The sequence below is a fragment of the Novosphingobium sp. TK71 genome, from assembly GCF_055361505.1.
On the sequence record NZ_JBSZKA010000001.1, the window covers coordinates 713,322 to 734,865 of the forward strand.

18 protein-coding genes are annotated in these 21,544 nt (G+C 67.4%); 10 read left to right on the plus strand and 8 right to left on the minus strand.

What is annotated here, in order from left to right:
• Position 1 precedes the first annotated feature (1 nt).
• The 5 genes from ACXJ16_RS19465 to ACXJ16_RS19485 form a co-directional block, all read right to left on the minus strand.
• Positions 2-1,021, minus strand: a complete 1,020-nt coding sequence (locus ACXJ16_RS19465) for a zinc-binding dehydrogenase (protein WP_463923059.1) — start codon at positions 1,019-1,021, stop codon at positions 2-4.
• On the minus strand, positions 1,018-2,655 hold the full coding sequence (locus tag ACXJ16_RS19470) for an FAD-binding oxidoreductase (protein ID WP_463923060.1): 1,638 nt from the start codon (positions 2,653-2,655) through the stop codon (positions 1,018-1,020). The genes ACXJ16_RS19465 and ACXJ16_RS19470 overlap by 4 nt, the downstream gene beginning before the upstream one ends.
• Before the next feature lie 96 nt (positions 2,656-2,751).
• Complete coding sequence (locus ACXJ16_RS19475; RefSeq protein WP_463923061.1) at positions 2,752-4,164, minus strand: FAD-dependent oxidoreductase; 1,413 nt, start codon at positions 4,162-4,164, stop codon at positions 2,752-2,754.
• Entirely contained in the window at positions 4,161-4,520 is a 360-nt protein-coding gene (locus ACXJ16_RS19480) for a hypothetical protein (RefSeq protein WP_463923062.1), read from the minus strand. Before ACXJ16_RS19480 ends, ACXJ16_RS19475 begins: the two co-directional genes overlap by 4 nt.
• Positions 4,517-5,761 carry a class I SAM-dependent methyltransferase gene (locus ACXJ16_RS19485; protein ID WP_463923063.1) on the minus strand — a complete coding sequence of 415 codons (1,245 nt, stop codon included), beginning with the start codon at positions 5,759-5,761 and terminating at the stop codon, positions 4,517-4,519. The genes ACXJ16_RS19480 and ACXJ16_RS19485 overlap by 4 nt, the downstream gene beginning before the upstream one ends.
• A 101-nt stretch (positions 5,762-5,862) precedes the next feature.
• Here ACXJ16_RS19485 and ACXJ16_RS19490 point away from each other — a divergent pair, with 101 nt between their 5' ends.
• The 7 genes from ACXJ16_RS19490 to ACXJ16_RS19520 all read left to right on the plus strand — a co-directional run bounded on the left by ACXJ16_RS19490 (position 5,863) and on the right by ACXJ16_RS19520 (position 11,663).
• A complete protein-coding gene (locus ACXJ16_RS19490; RefSeq protein WP_463923064.1) occupies positions 5,863-6,186 on the plus strand; it encodes a RedY/HapK family protein in 324 nt (107 codons plus the stop codon).
• Positions 6,183-7,004 (plus strand): SDR family NAD(P)-dependent oxidoreductase, encoded by an 822-nt coding sequence (locus ACXJ16_RS19495; RefSeq protein ID WP_463923065.1) that lies wholly within the window; start codon positions 6,183-6,185, stop codon positions 7,002-7,004. Before ACXJ16_RS19490 ends, ACXJ16_RS19495 begins: the two co-directional genes overlap by 4 nt.
• Before the next feature lies 1 nt (position 7,005).
• A complete protein-coding gene (locus ACXJ16_RS19500) occupies positions 7,006-8,382 on the plus strand; it encodes an MmgE/PrpD family protein (protein WP_463923066.1) in 1,377 nt (458 codons plus the stop codon).
• Between the two features lie 133 nt (positions 8,383-8,515).
• The gene (locus tag ACXJ16_RS19505; protein WP_463923067.1) at positions 8,516-9,406 is read left to right on the plus strand and encodes a VOC family protein; all 891 of its coding nucleotides are present in this window, start codon (positions 8,516-8,518) and stop codon (positions 9,404-9,406) included.
• A 2-nt stretch (positions 9,407-9,408) separates the two neighbouring features.
• On the plus strand, positions 9,409-10,254 hold the full coding sequence (locus ACXJ16_RS19510) for an alpha/beta fold hydrolase (protein ID WP_463923068.1): 846 nt from the start codon (positions 9,409-9,411) through the stop codon (positions 10,252-10,254).
• Positions 10,255-10,257: 3 nt separating this feature from the next.
• Positions 10,258-10,920, plus strand: a complete 663-nt coding sequence (locus ACXJ16_RS19515) for a hypothetical protein (protein ID WP_054441891.1) — start codon at positions 10,258-10,260, stop codon at positions 10,918-10,920.
• 14 nt (positions 10,921-10,934) lie between these two features.
• On the plus strand, positions 10,935-11,663 hold the full coding sequence (locus ACXJ16_RS19520; protein WP_463923069.1) for a DUF3108 domain-containing protein: 729 nt from the start codon (positions 10,935-10,937) through the stop codon (positions 11,661-11,663).
• 37 nt (positions 11,664-11,700) lie between these two features.
• On the opposite strand, the gene ACXJ16_RS19525 is transcribed toward ACXJ16_RS19520, so the two are convergent.
• The 3 genes from ACXJ16_RS19525 to ACXJ16_RS19535 are packed head-to-tail and all read right to left on the minus strand — an operon-like array spanning position 11,701 to position 16,342.
• The gene (locus tag ACXJ16_RS19525; RefSeq protein ID WP_463923070.1) at positions 11,701-13,278 is read right to left on the minus strand and encodes an FAD-binding oxidoreductase; all 1,578 of its coding nucleotides are present in this window, start codon (positions 13,276-13,278) and stop codon (positions 11,701-11,703) included.
• Positions 13,275-14,624, minus strand: coding sequence for an MFS transporter (locus ACXJ16_RS19530; RefSeq protein ID WP_454798126.1), 1,350 nt, complete (start codon positions 14,622-14,624; stop codon positions 13,275-13,277). The genes ACXJ16_RS19525 and ACXJ16_RS19530 overlap by 4 nt, the downstream gene beginning before the upstream one ends.
• The gene (locus tag ACXJ16_RS19535) at positions 14,621-16,342 is read right to left on the minus strand and encodes an alpha/beta fold hydrolase (RefSeq protein ID WP_463923071.1); all 1,722 of its coding nucleotides are present in this window, start codon (positions 16,340-16,342) and stop codon (positions 14,621-14,623) included. The genes ACXJ16_RS19530 and ACXJ16_RS19535 overlap by 4 nt, the downstream gene beginning before the upstream one ends.
• Before the next feature lie 107 nt (positions 16,343-16,449).
• Between ACXJ16_RS19535 and ACXJ16_RS19540 the strand changes: the two genes are divergently transcribed.
• From ACXJ16_RS19540 to ACXJ16_RS19550, 3 genes are all read left to right on the plus strand, one after another.
• Positions 16,450-17,760, plus strand: a complete 1,311-nt coding sequence (locus ACXJ16_RS19540) for an MFS transporter (RefSeq protein WP_463923072.1) — start codon at positions 16,450-16,452, stop codon at positions 17,758-17,760.
• Positions 17,761-17,838: 78 nt separating this feature from the next.
• A complete protein-coding gene (locus ACXJ16_RS19545; RefSeq protein WP_054441896.1) occupies positions 17,839-18,576 on the plus strand; it encodes a GntR family transcriptional regulator in 738 nt (245 codons plus the stop codon).
• Complete coding sequence (locus tag ACXJ16_RS19550) at positions 18,573-21,542, plus strand: sensor histidine kinase (RefSeq protein ID WP_463923073.1); 2,970 nt, start codon at positions 18,573-18,575, stop codon at positions 21,540-21,542. The genes ACXJ16_RS19545 and ACXJ16_RS19550 overlap by 4 nt, the downstream gene beginning before the upstream one ends.
• The last annotated feature ends 2 nt before the right edge of the window (positions 21,543-21,544 follow it).

Genomic DNA, 21,544 nt, shown 5'->3' on the forward strand with positions numbered 1-21,544 from the left:
TTCAGTCGTCCTGTCCGGCAAGGTCGACCACGACCTTGCCCATCGATCGGCCCGAGAGCAGCCGCTCCACCGCGCCGAACACGCCCTCGATGCCGAGGTTGGGCTGATCGTCGAACCGCACCTTGATCCGGCCTTGTGCGTAAAGGTCGAAAAGCCGCTCGCGCGCATCGGCCCAGTGGGGCGTGAGCAGCCCGTTCATGAAGCCGCGCACCGATGCGCCCTTGTAGTAGATGGCATGGGCGATGCGCGGGCCGGTGACGATCTCGGGCTTGCCCTCCAGGTCCGAGGCGGCGCCGCCCACCACGAGGCGGCCATGATTGGCGAGATTGGCGAGGAAGGCATCGAAGATCGCGCCGCTCACCGTGTCCACCGCCACGTCGAGGCCGCCGGGATATTCGGCCGCCAGCACGGCGCCCACATCCTCGGACTTGTAGTCGATCACCCGTTCTGCCCCGAGCGAGGCGACGAAATCGCATTTCGCCCGGCCGCCCGCCACGCCGATCACCCGCGCGCCCATGAGAACGGCAAGCTGAACCAGCAGGTGGCCAAGGCCGCCCGCCGCCGCCGAGATGGCCACGGTTTCGCCGCGTTTCAGCTCGCCGATCCGCTCCAGCGCGACAAGCGCGGAAACCCCGGTGGAGGCCAGCGCCAGATATTCGCGCGTGGCGGCGGGCGCCTTCACGAACTGGCTGGCGGGGCCGGTATTGGCCTCGCGGTAGCCGCCGGTGAAGCGCACCGTGACCGCCGCATCGCCCACCGCGAAGTCGCTCACACCTTCGCCCACCGCCTCGACCGCGCCGATGGCCTCCACGCCGGTGAAAGTGGGCAGGGCGATCTTCACATAGTCCACCGCGTTGCGGGCGATCTGGGTGTCGAAGATGCCGTTGACGCCGCAATGCAGGTTGCGCACGCGGATCTCGCCGGGGCCGGGCGCGGCCAGCGGCAGTTCGACGATCTCGCTTCCTTCGCGGAACGAGGGCGCGACGCGTTCGAGGCGGATGGCGCGGTAGATCTCGCTCATTGCGCGATCTTTCCCTGCGGGAAGGCGAGCCCGCCCGGATTGAACAGGCCCTTGGGGTCCATCACGTTCTTCACCGCATCCAGCACATCGAGGAACGCGGGATCGCGCGTCTCGCGGTAAGGATAGGCGCGGCCGATCTGGAAATGGGCGGCGCCGTATTTCTTGCAGATCGCCTTCACCTGCTCGCGCGCTTCGGCGACCAGCGCGGTCGCCTCCGGCGCGGGGCCAAGCTGCTTCAGGCGCTTGAGGTGCTCGGGCTCGACCATGGATTCGTGGACCGGGCGATAGCCTTCGGGCCAGAAGAACACCGGCTCGATGACGATGGCATTGGTGGAGAGCGAGGAGAACAGGAAACCGTTGTGAATGCCCAGCGCATCGAAGCGGGCCTTCATCGCATCGAAGTAGGCGCGGATTTCGCCGAACATGGCAGGCGCGGTGGAAAGCGAGGCCTGTCCGTGAACCGGCACCCAACTTTCGCCTTCGGGGCCGAGGATCGAGTTCGGCGCCGGGAACGGCATGGCGCGGATCACCTTGGCGATCGAGTTCTCGATCTCGGTGCCGCCGAAGCGCCTGGCGATATCGCGGGCACTGGCGATATCGGCGGCCACCGATTCCTTGCAGCGGCCCTCGGCGGTGATGTGAAGCGGGTAGTCGTCCTCCGGGATGAAGTCGCGCCCGCCCATGGCGATCTTGGCGGCGGCCAGCAGGCCCTTGCCCAGCGACTTCTCCTTGGCCACGACTTTGCCCAGCGTCTTCACGTCGCTGGCGAGCGACATGCGGCGCATGCGGACCTTGGTGAGGCCGGGGTCGAAGCCGCAGGTTTCCGAAGCGATGCCGGCGCGGGTCATTTCCGCCAGCGCCTCGATCATGATCTGGCCGGTGGGGAACGAGAACGAGACCGAATCCTCGAACCGGGGCGTGCGGATCAGGCGGAAGGTCACTTCGGCCTTGAGCCCCAGCGTCCCGGAATCGCCGCAGAACAGCCCGGCGAGATCGGGGCCGAAGTGGCGGTAGTGCGGTGTGTCGCCGTCAGGGCCGCGTGCGCCGGTGCGCAGCGTCCGTCCGTCCGCCAGCACCATGGTCACCGCGATCATGCTCTCGCTGGAGGTGCCGTGGTGCCCGGCGCCGAACATCGCGTTGAGCTGCGAAAGACCGCCGCCGATGGTGGAATAGATGCCCGACATCGGCCCCCAGAAAGGGGTGCGCAGGCCGTGCGGCGCGAGCGCCTCGTTGAGCGCGCGCCAAGTGCAGCCGCACTGCACGGTCACCGTCATGTCCTCGGGGCTGATCTTCAGCACCTTGTCCATGCGGGTGGTGTCGATGGTGACGGTGTCGTCCGTGACCGGGAGATAGCTTTCGGTATAGCTCATGCCCGCGCCGCGCGGCGCCAGCGCCACACCTGCCTCGTTCGCGGCCTTGACCACGGCGGCGAGCTCCGCGGTGGTGGCAGGCGCCACGGCCAGCATGGCGACGTGATCGGCGCGGGTCCACACGTCCTCGCTGAACAGGCGAAGGCGCGCCTCGTCGTCGCTGACGTTCTCCGGCCCGACGATGGCCACCAGCGCGGCGCGCAGGTCGGCGGGGCAGGGGGCGATCCCGGACAGGGTTTCGTTCGTGGCAGGGTTGGCGGACATGGCTTGGTTCCCCGGACGCTGGAAGCCTTGAATTGGCTTTGTCTTAGATCAATTGAACGCGGGTTTCGCGATTGCCCGCCTGTCGGATGAACATGGTCACCTGTCGGACAGTTCGGCCTCTGCGAAAGCGCTCCCCACGCGCGCGGCGCCCATCCCGGCGAGCCGCCCGAAGGTCACTGCCGTGGCAAGGCCCATCGCGGGCAGGTAGCCCCAGTAAGACGGTCCCGAGACCGACCTTGCGGCGCCGCCGCCGGCGAAGAGATTGGGCAGCTGCGTGCCATCGGCGCGCAGGACGCGGGCCTCGCCGTCGATCTGGAGGCCGCCCTGCGTGTGGAAGATCGCGCCCACCACCCTGAGCGCCCGGTACGGGGCGGCAGGCGGCAGGTCGGTTCCCCAGACGCGGCCGAAGGGGTCGGCTCTACCCTCGCTCTGTGCCGTTTGTGTCGCTTTCAGTGTCGCCTCGAGCGCGGCGGCAGGAACGCCCATCGCCTCGGCCAGATCGGCGATGGAATCGGCCTTTTTCAAGGCGTTGAGGGCCTTGAGCTGCTGCATCTCGGGTATATAGTCGGCAGCGGCCTCGATCCTGGCGTCGAACACCACCCAAACGTGATCGCCCTCCTGCCGAAGCACCGGATGGACCATGCCGGCGATGTCGGCGGTCTCGTCGGTAAACCGCTCGCCCGCCATGTTGACGAGCACGCCGCCCTCCACCGGAACGCCCGGCGGCACCGGGATTCCCTGCGGTTCGGTCAGCATGGCGTAGCCCTGGTAGGCCCCCATGTCGCCCAGGGCGGCGCCCAGCTGCTCGCCCACCCGCACTGCCGTTCCCCGGCTGCCTTCGTGGCCGTTGTTCCGGGCATGGGCCATCTCGGGCATGTACCGGGCGACCATGGCGTGATCGGCGGCAAAACCGCCGCAGGCCAGCACCAGCGCGCCGCAGCCCACACGCTCTACCGAGCCATCGCGCCGGGTCAGGGAAACGCCCAGAATTCGGCCGTTTCCATCGGATTCTACCCCGGAAAGCCGGGTGGCCGCCATCACGTCCACCCCGGCGTCATCAAGCCGCCGGTGCAGCAGTTCCACCATGTCCTGCCCCGAATGGCCGCGCCATCCGTGAACCCGGTAAGTGCTGTTGCCATAGGCCGGGCGGAAGCCGGTATCGAGCTGCCACGGCATGTCGAGAGCGCCGACCATCCAGTCCACCGTCGGCCCTGCGTGATCGGCGATGGCGCGGGCCAGCACCGGGTCGGTCTGCCCGCGGGTCTTGGCGATGATATCGGCGTAATAGCGCTCGGCATCATCCTCGATCCCGTGCTCTGCCTGCGACCGGGTGCCCGCCGCGCAGATCAGGCCCTGCGACATTCCGGTGGAGCCCATGGGCCGCTCGTCCTGCTCGACCAGCAGCACTTCGGCACCGGATTCCCGCGCGGAAAGCGCGGCAATGCAGCCGCATGCCCCCCCCCCGACCACCAGGACCGGGACGCTGAATTCGAAGGCCTCGCCGCTCATACCTCGCTCGCGAGTTCGTCGCCCACATCGCCCGAGGCGACATCTTCGGCGAGCATGGCGGCCTCGTTCTCCTGCTGCACGATGCGCAGGATGCGGGCGATATATTCCTGATTCCACATCTGCCGCTCGGCCGAGGCAGCGCGGTCCGGCGTGAAGGCGTCGATCTCGCCTTCCGACAACACGCCCTTTTCGAGCAGCAGGCGTTCCAGCGTGTCCGCGCGCTGGCGGGTAACCGCCAGTTCCTGCGCCACCGCCATGGTGATGGCGAGGACCCGCTCCACTTGCGGTTCGAGGAAATAGGGGCGTTTTCCTGCTGGTTTGGCGCCGGCGTGGTTGAGGGCGTCGGTAAAGCTCATGCCACGGCTCCGATCACGTGCCAGGCCGCCTTGCGGCCGTAATCCTCGGTTTCGTCCTCGGCCGCATCGGGGAACAGTTCGCGGTCGACGACGCCGAACACGCCGCCGTGGATCAGACTGTCGGCGGCGAACCCCGCGGCGACCATTTCGGCATCGAGGTCCATCTCGTGCATCCGGCTCCAGAACGGCTCGTTGTTGTAGAAGGCATCCCAGTCGCGCATGGCCTGCTCGAAAAGCGGCATTTCAGGCGCGTACTGCGGCTGCTCCACGTGAAGGACGACGCCGCCGGGCCGCAGCAGGCGGCGGGTCTCGGCGAAGATATTGCGCAGCGCCCTCGTCGAAAGCTCGTGCAGGAACATCGTCGTCTGGATCCAGTCGAAGCTCTGGTCTTCGAACAGCGAGAGATCCTCGCCGCTGGCCTGCACGAAGCGCACGTTGTCAACGCCGAGCGACTTGGCGCGCGCAAGACCGTAGCGCAGGACCGGCGCGCCGAGATCGGCGATCGTCAGTTCGGCATCGGGAAAGGCCTGGGCCAGCGGCAGGCTGGAATGGCCCACCGTGCCGCCGATTTCGAGGATCCTGCGGGGCTTGAAATCCGGAAGGTTGCGGCGGACCCAGTTGACCACGGCATGCCCGCCGCCGTCCGAATACTTGCCCAGCAAGCCGCTGGTGGTGACGAAACCGGCGTGGTCGTAATTGGCGCCGTTGGTCACGTCGCCGGGGAAGTATTCCGTGTGGTAACTGCCCGGCATGCAGTGATGATCCACGGCCGAGACGTAGCGCGGGATCGCCAGCGCGGGATCGAGGGCCAGTCGCTCGTCGCCATCGGTAAGATCGGCGGCGATCCGGGCGAGCCGTTCGTTCTGGCGCAGCGCGGTCCAGCGCCCGGCCTGCTGCCGCTGCTCCATCGTCATGCGGCGCAGCGCCGACCAGGTCTGGAACGCCGGGTCATCGAGCATGGCCTTGCGCGCTTCGTGGCGATTGGCGAGCGGACGGCCGTTCTGCGCGGCGAAGCCCGGCGCAACGCGGTTTTCAAACGATGCCTTGACCCCCGGCACCACGCGCGCGGCGAGATGGCGGTTCATCTGCGCGAGGAAGTTGATCCGCTCGATCTCGTCATGGCTGGTCTCGGGGAAAACCGCGTGGCGGCCAATCACCCGATAGTCCGGCGGGCCATCGTAGGCCGCGTTAGGGTCGTTGCCGGCCGGGGCTGGGGAATGGGGTTTCTGAGACGTCTTCACGGCCTACCTCATTTGTTATAGAGATATGATATAATGGCCGGGCGCCGGAAGCAAGCACGCTAAGCGGCGATGACCGGCAGGCGACAAGAAAGGGACGAAGAATGCTGATTTTCGCGCTGTTCAACCTGAAGCCGGGGGTCTCGGTCGAAGCCTATGAGAGCTGGGCCCGCGAATCGGACCTCCCCACGGTGAATGCATTGTCCTCGATCGAGAGCTTTCGCGTTTTCCGCACGACCGGCGTGCTCGGCAGCGATGCGCCGCCGCCGTTCGGCTATGTCGAAGTGCTGGACGTGAAGGACATGGAGCAGTTCGGCGCCGAAGTGGCTTCGGCGGCGATGCAGGAAGTGGCCGCTGCATTCCAGGGCATGGTCGAAGTGACATTCCTCACCACCGAGGAAGTGACCATCGGAGAATTGGCCGCATGAGGTTCGCGGGCAAGGTTGCGGTCGTCACCGGGTCGGGCCGCAAGGGCGGTCTTGGCGAGGCCATTGCGCGGCGGCTGTCGGAAGAGGGGGCAAGGGTCGTCATCTCGGACATCGGCGGTTCGCGCGATGCGGCGACGCCGGATGGCATGATCGGCGGAACCGAGGAAATGCGCGAGATTGCTGCCTCGCTGCCCTCCGGCGGCTCGACGTTCGCCTGCGACGTGCGCGAACCGGACCAGGTCGAGGGATTGGCCGATCATGCCATGGAAAAGCACGGTTCGCTCGATATCTGGGTGAACAATGCGGGCATTGGCTACATCATGAAGCCGCTCGCCGAAGTCTCGCCGGAAGACTGGCGCGCGGTGATCGATGTGAACCTGAGCGGGGCGTGGTTCGGCCTTCAGGCGGCGGCGGCGCGCATGGTGCGCCAGGGGCGCGGCGGCCGCATCGTCAACATCGCCAGCCAGGCCGCCAAGTCGGGCTTTCCCCATGCTCAGGCCTATACGGCTTCCAAGCACGGGCTTGTCGGCCTTGTGCGGTCTGCCTCGATCGAGCTTGGACCGGAAGGGATCACCGTCAACAACGTCTGCCCGAACCATGTGACGACCGGCCTTGGCAAGTGGCAGAACGAGCATTTCGCCGAAGTCCAGGGCATCTCGGTGGAGGAATACCTCAAGCGCATGGCTGCGCGTATTCCGATGGGCCGCCCCGGCCTGCCGCAGGATACCGCAAGCGCGGTCGCTTTCCTGTGCTCGGATGAAGCGGCCTATATCACCGGGGAAAGCATGAATGTCTCGGGCGGTGAGGAACCGCACTGAGATGAACGAAAATCCCGCCGAAGTCCTGATCGATCACGCCCTGTCGCTTCGCTGGGAGGCCATTCCCGGCGCGGCGCACGAGCGGGCGTCCGTCTTCCTGCATGACAGTCTTGCCGTGGGGGTGGCCGGACGCAACGCCGCCCATGCCGACGGCGTGCTGGAAATGGTGAAAGGTTGGGGCGAGGGCGGCGCCGCTGGTGTGCTGGGGCGGCCGGGGCTGCGCCTTCCGGCGGCTTCGGCGGCTTTCGTCAATGCCTTCCAGATTCACGGGCAGGAGTACGACTGCGTCCACGAACCGGCGGTGCTGCATCCGATGGCGACCGTGCTGGCAGCCCTGCTGGCCGAGGCCGAGCGCGGCGCGCCGGTGAGCGGGGAACAGTTCCTGACCGCCATTGTCGCCGGCGTGGACGTGGCGGTCACGTTGGGTATCGCCGCGCCGGATGCGCTCCGGTTCTTTCGTCCGGCCACGGCAGGCATCTTCGGCTGCGTCGCTGCCATCGCCAGCCTCAGGGCGATGCCGCGCGTCATGGCGCTCGATGCTTTTGGGCACGCGCTCGCGCTGGCTTCCGGCACCATGCAGGCGCATGTCGAAGGCAAGCCCGCGCTGCCGGTGCAGGTTGCCGGTGCCGCGCGCTCCAGCCTTGTCGCCATCGATCTCGCGCGTGCCGGAATGCCGGGTGTCGCGCACCCGCTGGACGGCCCTTTCGGCTACTTCGCCCTGATGGAGAAGCGCGAGGAACTCGGCGCGGCGCTTGCGCGGCTGCAGCAGGGGCACCGGATCACCGAAGTGAGCTGGAAGCCGTTTCCGACCGGGCGGGCCGGCCATGGCGGTATCGTTGCCGTCCAGAGGCTGATCGAGCGGGGACTGATCGCGGGCGCGCCGGGTGCTGAAGGGCTGGAAAGCCTTGAATATCACGCGCCGCCGCTCATCCACCGCCTCGTCGGAAGGCCCGCCAGGGCGGCGATGGAGCCGGGCTATGCGCGGCTTTGCCTGCCTTTCCTGGCGGCGGTGACACTGCTGCGGGGAACCGTTTCGCTTGGCGATTTCCAGAGGGAGACCCTCGACGATCCGCAAGTCCTTGCGCTCGCCGCCCGGATACGGGTGGTGGCTGACGACAATCCCGATCTTGCCGCCTTCGTTCCCGCAAGAGCGGTGGCGCGAACCCGCGATGGCCGGGAATGGACGGAAGATGTCGCCGCGCAGTTCGGCTCGCCCGAGTGGCCGCTGTCCGGGGCAGAGCATCTCGCCAAGGCGCGCGCCTGCCTTGCCTATGCAGGACTGGAGCATCGGCACGAGGCTCTCGCCCAGGCCATCGCGGACATGCCTGGCTCTGCCGATGCGGTGGCACTTCTGAACGATGCCGGCGTGATGGGCTGAGGGGTGGTTTCTCCGCTGTGCGGAGAGCCGTGCCGCAGGGCGGACAGGTCATGTGCAGGCAAGGCACGATTGTCACTTGCATTATGATATAAAACTATATCAAATAATCGAGCGGATCGGGCAGGGAAGCGAAATGACCTTACTCAAGTGCGCCACTCACGTCGTTGCGGACCTTCCGGCGGCGGTGGATCGGTATCGGGACTGGATGGGCTATCGCCTCGTCGAACAGGGAGCGGTTCCCCCCGATCTCGCTGCCGCCTGGCAGGCACCTGCCAGTGCCGGACGCGGCTATGCGCTGATGCAGCCCGCCTCGGGCGAGGCGGTGTTCCTGCGCTTCGTCGAAGGCGATCCGGTACCCGGCTACGCGCCGATCCGCAGCTATGGCTGGGCCGCCATCGAACTGTGCGTTTCCGATGTGGAAGCGGTGAACCTGCGGATGCTGGAAAGCCCGTTCGAGGTGATCGGTCCGCCCAGGGAACTGGACGGTTTCGCCACCGTGAAGCCGATGCAGGTGCGCGGGGCAGACCAGGAGACCGTCTACCTCACCGAAATCCTTGCTCCGGGGCCGGAAACCGGCCTTCCCCAGCCTCGCTCCCTCGTCGACCGGCCCTTCATCATGGTGCTGGCCTGCCCGGACCTGCGCAAGTCGGCGCAGTGGGTGAAGGACGTGCTCGGATTGCCGGTAATCGATCCGGTGGCGATCCGCTATTCGATGATCACGCTCAGCTTCGGTCTCGACGAGGATGCGAAGACGGAACTGGTGACCGCCAAGGGCGCGGGGCAGGTCTTCCTTGAGCTCGACCAGTATCCCGAAGGTGCGACCGAGCGTCCGCGCCATCCCGGCGCTCTGCCGCCGGGCGTTGCCATCACGACCATGCTTCATCCCGATCTTGCGCGGCTCGAAGGGCACTGGGCCGCGATGCCGGTGGTGCGCGAAGGGCCGCTCTATGATGGCCGCCGCAGCGGGGTGCTGGTGACGCCGGAGGGCGCGCTGCTCGAAGTGATCGAAGGCGGGGAGCTTTGACGATGAATACGCAGATCCGCATCCGGCGCGGTTTCGCCGATCTTGCGCAGGGGCAGGTTCACTACAGGGCGGCCGGCACGAAAGGCGCGCCGCTGCTCATCCTTCACGCCTCGCCGGGCAGTTCGCGCCAGCAAGTGCGCCTGATCGAGGATTTCGCGGGCGAAGCCATGGTCTTCGCGCCCGACACCCCCGGAAACGGCGATTCCGATGCGCTTTGCGCCGAGGAGCCGGAGATTACCGCGCTGGCGGCAGCCATGGTGGACTATCTCGACGCAATGGGGCTGGAGCGGGTGCGTCTCTACGGTTCGCACACCGGCGCCGCCATCGCCGCGGAACTGGCGATACTCGCTCCGGAGCGTGTCAGCCATCTCGTGCTTGACGGGGTGAGCCTGATCGAAGGCGCCGAACTGGAAGAGATTCTCGCCACTTACGCTTTCCCGTTCGAGCCCGACCTCGACGGCGCCTATCTGGCGCGGCTGTTCCAGTTCTGCCGCGATCAGTACCTGTTCTTCCCGTGGTATCGCCGCACCCGCGCCGGGCGGCGGGACGGCGGGCTGGGCAGCGCGGAGGACCTGCACGCCTGGGTCACCGAAGTGATGAAGGCGAGCACGACGTACCATCTCAATTACCGGGCGGCCTTCAAGTGGCCCGCAGACCGGCGCCTGTCGCTGATCCAGTGTCCCTCGCTGGTGACGGCGGCGACCAACGATCCGCTCTACGATGCCAGCGTGCGGCTGGCGCCGTTGCTGCCGAACGGCCGCTTCCTGGAACTGCCGCGCTTCGACGATCCCACATTCCGCGCTGTTCGCCATGACGCGATGGCCGCCTTCTTCGCAGGACATTCCTGAACCATGGATATCGGTCTTTCGCTGCTTACGCTGCTTCACATCCTGATTCCGGTCTACTGGCTGGGCGGCGATCTTGGCGCATTCTACGGTTCGCGCTTCATGGTCGATCCGAAGCGTTCGGTGGCAGAGCGCATGATGGCGCTCAAGATCCTCAACAATATCGACATGGCGCCGCGCACCACGCTGATCCTCGCATTTCCGACCGGTTTCGGGCTTGCTGTCGCCAAGGGATGGCTGGATCTGCCCGCAAGCTGGGCGATCCTCGCAGGGGTGCTGGGCCTGGCATGGCTGGCGCTGGCCTGGACGGTACACCTCAAGCACGGCCCGCAGGGACAGGCGTTCAAGCGCTTCGACATTCTCGTGCGCTACATCGTGCTGGCCGGGCTGGCGGCGGCGGTGATCCTGGGACTTTCGGGCGAGATCGCGCTGCCGCTGTTCATCACGCTCAAGATGCTGGCGCTGGGCGCCTGCATCACGCTCGGTCTTGTCGTGCGGCGCCAGTTGGTGCCGCTGTTTCCCGCCATCGTGCAGATGCGCGAAAGCGGCCCGACGCCCGAGACCGACCGCGTGATCGCCGCCGTCAACGGCCGCGCGCGCATCAGCGTCCTCACCATCTGGGTGCTGGTGCTGATCGCCTGCTTCCTCGGCATTGCAACCCCTCTCTGACTTACGGAGCAACCATGCAGCAGCATCGCACGATCAGCGGAAAGATCCTCTACACCTCGCGCAAACCGGGCCGTGAAGGCCAGGAACGCGGGCGCGAATGGTTCACTTTCACGGACCACACCGACGGCAAGCGCTCCCTGCGCGCACGATGCGAGATCGACGAGCCCGCGCCCACCGTTCACCGCGACGTGGTCTACAGCCTCGACGAGAACGACCGTCCGATGGATTGCTTCGTCCGCCTGACGATCGGCGACAGGTTCATGGGTTCGGGCCTGTTCATCATCGGCGAGGACACGGTGGAATGCGAAAGCTACGGTCCCTCGATCGGCCGTATTTCGCAGAAGATGCCGATCGGCGGCGATTTCGACGGCTTCGGCACGCATCCGATCTCGGGCGATGCCTATATCACCAAGAAGATCGACCGCTCGCTGGGCGTGCACAAGCGCAATTTCCGCTGCTTCCTGCCTTCGCCCGACCATCGCGGCGCGACGCCGCCGCTGATCGCGGAATCGAACATCGATCTCGGCTTCGTCGGAGAGGAGACCGTTACCGTCGCGGCGGGGACGTTCGATTGCTACAAGTACCAGTTCACCGACGATGCAGGCGGCATGATCTCTGTCGATGGTCATGCCCATCCGCCCTACGAGCTGTGGGTGACGGCAGACGATGATGCGATCTTCGTGCAGGGCGGTGTCGGCGGATATATGCAGACATGGTATGAACTTGTCGAACTAAGTCGCTGATAAAAGTTATTCAGGCTGAGCCGGATGGAACCCCGGCTCAGCCCAGTTCGAGCGCGCCGGGGTTCATCAGCCCTTGGGGATCGACCGCGCGCTTGAGCGCTTCGAGCAGCGCGCGCGCTTGCGGGCGCAGGACCGAGGCATAGGGATAAGTGCGCCCGATCTGGTTCGACGCTGCGCCCAGTTGCGCGAACAGGGCGATCAGTTCCTCGCGAACTTCCATGACCAGCGCGCGTGCATCCGGCGCGGCGGGCGGCTCCTCCAGACGGCTCGCCGGGCCCAGCACGTCGCGGTGCAGCGGCAACCAGGCATCGCGCCAGTTCAGGACCGGCTCGTAACTGAAGGCATGGGTGCCCATCACGGTTATGAGGCGCGAGACGGTCACGCCGGCGGCGTCCAGTGCGGACTGGCGGCGGGCCAGCAGCGCTTCCACCGCCGCGGTGAGGCGCTGCGCCTCGCTGTGCGGGACTTTGGCGTTAAGGGCGATCCAGCGGTCTGCCAGGGGGCCGAGGATCATGTCCCTGACCGGCGGGAACAGGTCGGCGCGGCCCGCGCGCGGAATGGAGTCCGGCAGTTCGCGGCCGCCGAAACGGGCGGCGATTGCCCGCGCCGCGTGCCTGTCCGCCGCGATGGCCGCCTCGCTGCGGCCGGCGAGGACGAGGTGGAGCGAATGGCATCCCGCCGCGATGAACGAGCGCCCCGCCAGGGCGAGTTTCGCACCGGCCCTCAAGCCCTTCAGGAGCCCGCGTTCCTGCCCGGCGACCTTGGCCAGCATCCGGGCGTCGCGGAGGAGATCGGTCGGGCCGGAGAGAGCGCTGCGGGTCTTGTCGGCGTCCATCAGGTAGGCATCTTCGGCAAGGTCGGCGCGGGCGACTTCGCAAAGCGCGGCGATGCCGTCGGCCTGTCGCTCGAAACCGAAGGAGAGATAGCCGAAGTGTCCCGGGGCGCGGATCAGGCGCAGGGTAATGCGGGCCTTGATACCCAGCGCGCCTGCGTCATGAACGAAAAGGCCGGTGGTATCGGGGCCGAAGGTGCGCAGGAACGGGCGCGGGGCGCGGGCGACGGCCCTTTGTCCGGTATGGAGGATCGAACCGTCCGCCAGTACCACTTCCATGCCAACGACCGCTTCCGCCGCCGAGACGTGACGCGCGGTGCCGAGGAACAGCGCGCCGTTCGACAGGCCGCCGCCCACCGTGGCCCGGCTGCCGGAAAAGGTCCCGAAAAACGGCAATCGCAGGCCGAGCGGAGCAAGCGCATCGTGGACCTGCTTCCATGTCGCGCCGGCCTCCACGGTGATGGTCATGTCCTCCTCGCTCACCGCGATCACGCGGTCGAGGCGGGACAGGTCGATGGCGGCGAAGCGGCGGTCGGCGGGCGTATAGCCGCGAACATAAGTAAGGCCGCCGCCGCGCGGGGCCATGGCGATCCCGGCCCGCCCGATCAACCCGACCGCTTCCGCAAGCGCCTCCACCGTAGCGGGGCGGACGACAAAGGCGCAGTCCGCGCCTTCGTCCAGCAGGTCCGAGCCATGGAGGCGCAGGCTGGCGGGATCGGTGAGGATGCCGTCCGGGCCGAGCGTCTCGGCCAGTCGGTCCAGCAGCGGGGCGAGGCCGGTCATGCCGTTTCTCCCGCAAGTTCGGCGGCGGCGGCGCGGAAGCTGCGCCGCGCCGCCATGAGGACGAAGAAGGCGCCGAGGCCGCAGCCGAAGAATACGCTTCCCAGCGACCAGGCGATGCCGCTCCTGCCGGTGAACACCGTGTCCGACAGGAAGCCGACGATGAAATTGCCCGCCGTGAGCGCGATCAGGCCCGAAGCGATCGTCTGGAGCGCCATGACCTGCGCACGCAGGGCATTGGGGGTTATCTGCGCGAAGCCGGAATAGACGGCCGAGGTGTTCCAGTTGAGGAACAGGGCGTTCAGCAGATATCCCGCCAGCGCAAGGCTGCCGCTTGGCGCAAGGCAGGCAAGCGTGCCGAATACCGCCATCGAGGCGGCGCAGCCCATCGCGCAGAGGATCGGTGCGTCGGCATGCCCGCGCCGGGCCAGCCAGGCGATGACCCAGCCGCTGTTCACTGCCGCGAAGATCGAGACGGGAAAGCCGTAGAGACCGAGAATCTTCCCGGTTTCGGCGGCGCCCCAGCCATGCACGCGGATGAACAGCGCCGGGAACCAGCCGACGATGGCATAAACGCAGACGAGGTTCAGGACCGATCCCAGCATGAACAGCGCGAATGCGCCAGGACGGCGGGCGAACAGGCGAAGGATCGGGCGCAGGCTGATCGGTTCGGTCGCCCTTGCGCCGCCCTGCCGGGCCGGTTCCCGCGCCGTGAGCCAGAGCAGCAGGGCAAGAACGATGCCCGGCGCTCCGCAAAGCACGAAGACCACCTGCCAGGTCTGCATGCCGCCGAATACGGCGGGCAGGCCCGCGATCAGCCCGTCGGCCCAGTCGAGGAACAGGCCGCCCAGCGCCATGGCTCCGGCCGTGCCGAGCGAACTGCCGGTCACGAACAGGCCATAAGCCTTGGGCCGCACGTCCGGTGCGAAGTAGTCGGCGATCAGCGATGTCGCGACCGGCACCAGCGCCGCTTCACCCACGCCCACCATCATTCGCGCGGCGAAGAGTTCGTGAAAGGTGGTGGCGAGCGAACAGCCGATCGTTGCCAGGCTCCAGAGCGTAAGCCCGCCCAGCAGCAGCGGCACGCGCCGCCAGCGATCGCTCAGCATCCCCAGCGGTAGCCCCAGGACGCTGTAGACGACGCTGAACGCCATGCCTTGCAGAAGGCCGAACTGGGTATCGTCAATCGCCAGCGACTTTTGCAGCGGTTCGATCAGCAGCGCGATCGAAACCCGGTCAAGGATAGCCAGCGCATAGGCCAGCGTCAGGAGCGCGAGGACGTACCAGGCATAGGACCGGCGCGGGAACGCGGCGGCGAGCGGCGCTGCGCTCTCGATGCCGGCGCTCACGATGCGGCCGGGACGGCGGCGCCGAGCACGGCGGTCAGGATGGCCGCGCCTTCCTGCGGCGAGGCGGGCAGGACGAAGGTTTGCCCATCGCGCAGGAGGCCTGCTACTTCCTCCGCCTCGCGCTGGGCCGGATCGTCGCCAAGGGTCACGAAGGTCGGGACCGTGACTTCCCGCCACTTCTCTGCAGAGGCGGCAGTCAGGGCGGCGGCCACGCAGTCGCCATAACGCGGGAGTTGCTTGAGCACGCCGGTCAGCGCGGCGTGCATCTGCGCCGGTTCGGGCAGCGCCGCGGACTTGCGCGCTGCGCCTTGCGTGCCGTCGAACCATGGCCACTGCACCTGACTGTCCCGCAGCATATGCCAGATGCGGTGGAGATGGGTTCCGGCATGGGCATCGAAGGGGATGACCGGGCAGCAGGCCGCGTTGAACGCGGCGTCGATGTCCATGTGGGGCGCGCCGTGGATCACGAGGGCTCCCACCAGATCGGGACGCCGCGCCGCCAGCCTGGCGCCCAGCGGCGCGGCAAGGCCGATGGCGAGCACGTCCACTTTGCCGAGAGCCAGATGCTCGATGACTTGGGCCAGGCTATTGGCCAGAAGGTCGGCATCCGGTTTGGCCAACGGATCGGAATCGCCAAATCCGGGCAGGTCGGGCACGAGTGTCGGGCGCGAACCGGCGAGGGCCTGTGCCCATGCCTGCGCTTCCAGGGTGGTCGGCGCGGAAAGCGCGAGCACCGTTCGGCCGCTGCCCGACAGGTTCCGGCGCCAGTGAAGTTGACCTTGCGGAAGGTCCACATAGCCGGCCTGCGCATCCGGTGCGGCTTCAGGCGGGGGTGGCGATGCCGCTCCCGCTCCCGCTCCCGCTCCCGCAAGCGTTTCCGCCAGCCAGTCCAGCCATTCGTTGCGATCGCTGCCGAGCCTTTCGACCGTCAGCCTGTCGTTCTGATCGACGGGTACCTTGCCGAGAAACCCGTAGAGCACGTCGTCGCTGCGGGCGGCCACCCGGGTCGGCACTTGCACGGTGCGCAGGTCTTCCAGCGGGTTCCAGCGCATCGCGGCGGCATAGGCGTCGGAATAGTGCGGTCCGGCGCTGAACAGGTCGATACCGTAGTCTTCCAGCCATTCCGGCGCGGGGGCATCCATCGCCATGCGGCTCTCGGCCTTGCGCGAGAACCAGGGGAACCAGCGCAGCATGTCGCGGGCATGAACCCATTCCGCCGCGAGGTAGGCCCCGTCGGCATCCGGGCGGAAGGGTCGCATATAGGCGTTGATGAAGGTTTCGGGGGCGGGGGCGTCGGGGATCGAGAGGCCGTCCAGCACCAGCAGCGGCATCTTGCCGCCCCGCGCGGCGAGGGCCAGCGCGATCTTGGCGCTGGTGTGCGTGGCGTAAAGCGGGGCTTCCTCCAGCCCCAGCGCCGCAAGCGCTTCGCGCAGAGCCTCGGCGAAATCGGGGATCGCCGGATCGATCAGGCCGAGCGGCTGCGAATTGCCGTAACCGGGCGTGTCGAGGGCGAAGACGCGAAACCGGCTGGCGAGCATTTTCATCGTGGCGGTGTGCAGGCGGGAGGATCGCGGGGAATCGTGAAGCATGACCACCGCCGGCCCTTCGCCGCAGACCCGGTAGTGAACCAGCCGGCCTGCTTCCGCTCCCTTGCCGATCGCTTTGCCGGCAATCGGGGCAGTCACGTAGCGGCGCCTGATGGTGCTGGCGGTGGTCATGCGGCCCGTCCTTTATGGTATATCAATATGACTATTACTGTGTCAGGATCGCGGCCTTGTCCAGTGTCCGTCCAGAGCGGGGCGGCCCAATCTCCGACAGGTGAAAAATGCGTTCGAATTCGATGGTGACAGCAGCACCGTCTTCTGCGGAGATAGGGCCTTCATCTCCCGAAGCGACGTCCGATCGCAGCCTTCCGGCGCGAGACAGCGGCGCGGGTTGGGTCGTGGTCTTCGCGGCGATGGTGGGACTGGCGATGGGGCTGAGCCCCTTGCCGTTCTATACGGCGGGCATGTTCGCGCCGGAGTTGCAGAAGGCTTTCGGCTGGAGCTTCGCCGCGCTCATGGGCGCGATTACCGTGCAGTCGCTGGTGGTCATGGCGACCGGGCCGATGGCGGGCTTTGCCGTGGACCGTTTCGGTGCGCGGCGGGTGGCGCAAGTCTCGCTGCTGCTGTTCGGCCTGACTTTCATGAGCCTCTCGCTCAGCGACGGCACGCTCTGGATCTATTACGGCCAATGGGTGCTCATGTCGGTGGTCGGCGCCGGAACCCTGACGGCAACGTGGATGCATGCCGTCAACGGCTGGTTCGACCGTCACCGCGGGCTCGCCATCGGCGTGGCCAGCACCGGCACGGGCATCACCGGTTTCCTCGTGAAGCCCTTGGCTGCCTGGCTGATCGGTGACTTCGGCTGGCGCTGGGCGTTCGTGGCGATCGGGGCGCTGCCGATCGTGATCGGCTTCCCGGTGGTTTCCCTGCTGTTTCGCGAAAGGGGCGAGCGGTGCGGTTCGGGCGAGGAAGCATCGCCGGTCATGGAAAGCGGGCTGACCCTGCGCGAGGCGCTGCGTGACAGGCGCTTCTGGATCATGACTTTCGCCTTCCTGCTGATCGCCTTCGCGCTTACCGCGCCTACGCCCAATCTTGAGAATATCCTGCGCACCCGGCACTTTGCGCTGGCGGAGATCGGCGCGATCACGGCCGGATTCGGGCTTTCGGTGATGGCGGGACGGGTGATCGGCGGCTGGCTCCTCGACCGGTTCTGGGCGCCCGGCTGCGCGCTGGTGATCCTCGCCATGCCCGCCACCGGCAGCTTTATGATGGCGCAGCCGCAACTCGACACCACCCATGCCGTGCTTTCGGTGATTGCGCTGGGCCTTGGGGCGGGCTTCGAGTTCGACCTGCTGGCCTATCTCATCGCGCGCTACTTCGGGCGGCGGAACTACGGCACGATCTACGGCTGTTTCTATACCGTGATCGCGCTGGGCGGAGGCCTTGGTCCGGTGGTCTACGGGTGGGCCTTCGACACGATGGGGCGCTACGATCCGGCGCTCATGGCGGGGGTCGGGTGCCTGGTGGCGGGAGGGTTCTCGCTGCTGCTGATGGGCCGCTATCCGGTCTGGCGCGTGGCGGCGGCGACTTGACTAAGCGGGGGCTGGCTCCGAAGAGCAGGGTCGGACCAAGGCGGGCGTCCTTGGCCCGACACCTCCCGGGGGAATGACGTGCTCGATCGCGATGCGGCAGTGCCGCTCTATCACCAGATCTACCTCATGTTGCGCGACGAGATCCTGAGCGGCCAGCGTCCCTTTGGCAGCGCCATGCCCACGGAGGCGGAAGTCTCCGAAATCTACGGCGTCTCGCGCATTACCGCGCGCCGCGTGCTGAACGATCTGGCCGAGCAGAACTATGTCGAGCGCAAGCGCCGCCTTGGCACGCGCGTGGTGTTCAAATCCCCGGCCAAGCCGCTGGAGGCCAACATCGACCAGGCGGTGGATTCGCTGCTGGCGCTGGGGCAGGGCACCACGGTCAACGTGATCTCGGTCGAAAGGCGCGAGGCGACCGCCACCGTGGCAAGCGCGCTGGGGCTGGGCGTAGGGGCCGAGGTGGTCCGGGCGGTGCGCGTGCGCTGTCTTGACGGGGTGCCGATCGGCTATGTCGTCAGCTACGTTCCGGGCGAACTGGGCGCGGTGGTCAACGAGGCGTCGCTGGTGCGCGCCCCGATCCTCAAGCTGCTGGACGAGGCGGGTCACCACGCCGCGCGGGCGGAACAGACCATCGGCGCCATGCTGGCCGACGTGCTTTGCGTGGAGCGGCTTCAGGTGGAGCCGATGTCCGCGATCCTGCGCATCACCCGCACCGTCTATGATCGGCAGGACCGGCCGTTCCTGCGCACTTACGCGCATTATCGTTCGGACAGGTTCAATATCCGCATGGATCTTCAGAACCCCGGCGCGGAATGAGGCCACTGGCTCGCCGTTTCGCGGCGCTGCTCTGGACCTTGCCGCTGCTGGGCCTTGCCGGGCCCGGCGCCGCGCTCGATCCGGCCCGCAGGCTCGATCAGTTCCGGCATACGCGCTGGTCGCTGGGAGACGGCGCTCCGGGCAATATCCGCGCGATGGCCCAGGGGCGCGACGGGGTCCTCTGGCTCGGCACTTCCACGGGGCTTTACCGCTTCGACGGCATTCGCTTCGAACGGGTCAATCCGGTGGACGACGATCCCGGCCGGTCGATACAGGTCACGGCGCTGCTGGCGGCCCGCAACGGGGACATCTGGGTCGGCTATGATTTCGGCGGCATCGCGGTGCTGCGCGGCAGCGGTCCTCATCGCGGCGTGCTGCGAGGGGCGAACCCGCGGCCGCCTTCGGGCGGGGTGGACGGCATCCGGCAGGGCCGCGACGGCGCCGTCTGGATCGCGGTTGACCGCAAGGGCGTGATGAACCTGTCGCGCTACCTCAACGGACGATGGACCTATTTCGGACCGGCGCAGGGCTTTGCCGAGGCGGCGATGGGCTCGATGCTGAGCGCATCGGACGGCAGCTTCTATGTCGCCCAGCCATCGCGCGTGCTCCGCCTTGCTCCGGGGGCCTCGCGCTTCGAGCCGCTGGGGGCCCGCGCCGGTTCGTTCGCTGCGCTTGCCGAGGATTCCCGTCATCGTATCTGGCTGGCCGACGAGGGCGGGCTTCGCAACCTGTCGGGCGGCGGGCCTATCGCCCCGCTGTCTCCCGTCAATACCCCCTACGTTCGCCGGCAGATCGCCTTCGATCGCGGCGATGCCCTGTGGATCGCCGGTCAGGATGATGGTCTCGCCCGGGTCGTTCCCTCCACGGCGGCGGGGAGGCCCGTGTTCGATCGGCTTCCCGACCGGGACGGGCTGACCGCATCACTTGCCCTGTCGGTTCTGGAAGACCGCGAGGGCAATGTCTGGGTCGGCACCGAATCCGGTCTCGACCGGTTTTCCGCCAGCAATGTCGCCCGGCCGCGCAATCACGAGGCGGTGGTGACGGGGTTCGTGGCCGATCCGCGCTCGGGGCATGTGTTCTATGCCGGGCTTTCCGGTGTCTACCGGGCCGGGCGGGACCGCGAGGAGCCGGAACTGATCTTCCGCAAGGCGTCCCTCGGCGTCCTGTGCGGCGATGCGCGGCGCCTGCTGGCCATCGGCCTTGACGGGAATTACCTGCTGACATTGCGGGGCGACGGAACCGTCGCGCAGTCCAAAGCGATAGCAGGTCCGCTTTCGGTATCCTGCACCGTGGACGATACGGGAACGTTCTGGACCGGCATGGACCGGGTCTATCGGCTTTCAGGCACTCGGCTGGAGCCTGCCTCCGGTCCGGCAGGAGACCGGAACGGCACCGTGCTGACCCTGCGCCCCGATGGGCCGGGCACATTGCTCGTCGGCCGCAGCAAGGCCGGATTTCAGCGCATCGCGGGCGGCTCGGCGATCAGCCTCTGGCCGGCAGGCACAAACCGCATCGGTTCGGTCAACCTCGTCGTCGGGAGCGGGGGGAGCTTGCTGTTCGGCGGGCAGAAGGGCATCGCGCGGCTGCGGGGCACGCGTCTCGAGAGCCTTTCCGAGCGGGACTATCCCGTGCTGGCCGGCGTGACCGGCATTGGCCGAACTGGGGACGGTGCGGTCTGGACCATCGGGGCGACGGGGATCGCACGCATTCCGGCCAAGGGGCTGGACCGCGCCTTCCAGAGGCCCGGCGCCGCCCTGCCGTTCGACCTCTTCGGCCATGAGGAAGGGTTCCGGGCAAGATCCAATGTGTTCGGCACCAATGACCTGGCGGCAGATGGCGGCGGGCGGCTCTGGCTGGCGTCCAACCAGGGGCTGGCCTGGATCGATACGGAACGGCTGACGCGCAACGACGTCGTGCCGCCGGTGATGATCCGCTCGCTGATTGCGGGCAAGACCCTGCATGCTCCGTCCGATAGCGTGATCGCACTGCCGGTCGGCACGGACCGCGTAGAGATCGAATTCGCCGCTCTCAGCCTTACCGATGCCGGTGCCAACCGATACCGCTATGTCCTGCGCGGCGCTGACGGCAACTGGGTCGATGCCGGGCACCAGCGCCAGGCGCTTTACACGAACCTTGGTCCGGGGAATTACGAGTTCCGCGTCATCGCCTCGAACAACGACGGCGTCTGGAACCGGCAGGGCGCGAAAATCGCCTTCACCATCGCTCCGGCCTTCTACCAGACGGGCTGGTTCCTCGCTCTCGCATGTCTGGCGATCGGCGCGGCGGTCTGGGCATTCTATCGCTGGCGCCTGCGAACGGTGGCGGCGCAGGCCAGCAGCCGATTGGAGGCCCGCCTCTCCGAGCGGGAGCGGATCGCGCGGGAGCTTCACGATACCCTGCTGCAGGGTTTCCAGGGCCTGATGCTGCGGTTCCAGTCCATCGTTGAACTGCTCCCCAAAGGAGACAAGGCCCGCAGCGCGCTGGAGGATACGCTGGAGCGGGCGGACGACGTGCTGCTCGAAGGGCGCGACCGCGTCCGTTCTCTGCGGGAGGACCGCGAGCCGGTGCCGCTGGCGCCCTTGCTGGCTCCGCTCGCGGCCCGCATCGTACCTTCGGCCCTGCGCTGGACGATCGTGGAGGAAGGCAGCGTCCGGCCGATCCGCGCCTCGGTGGCGGACGAACTGGCCCGCATCGTCGGCGAGGCGCTGGCCAATGCCGTTCGCCATGCGGAGGCTTCATCGGTCGAAATCCGTATCCGGTATGGGGCGGACAAGCTCACCCTCTCCATCGCGGATGACGGTATCGGCCTGCCCGATGCGATCCGGGAAGCGGGGCGCCGCGAAGGTCACTATGGGCTGGTAGGAATGCGCGAACGCGCCGTCCGGCTGGGCGGCACGCTGGAATTCCGCGCCCGGCAGCCGCACGGCACCGAGGTCTTTACGGCAGCGCCTTCGCGCCTGGTATGAGG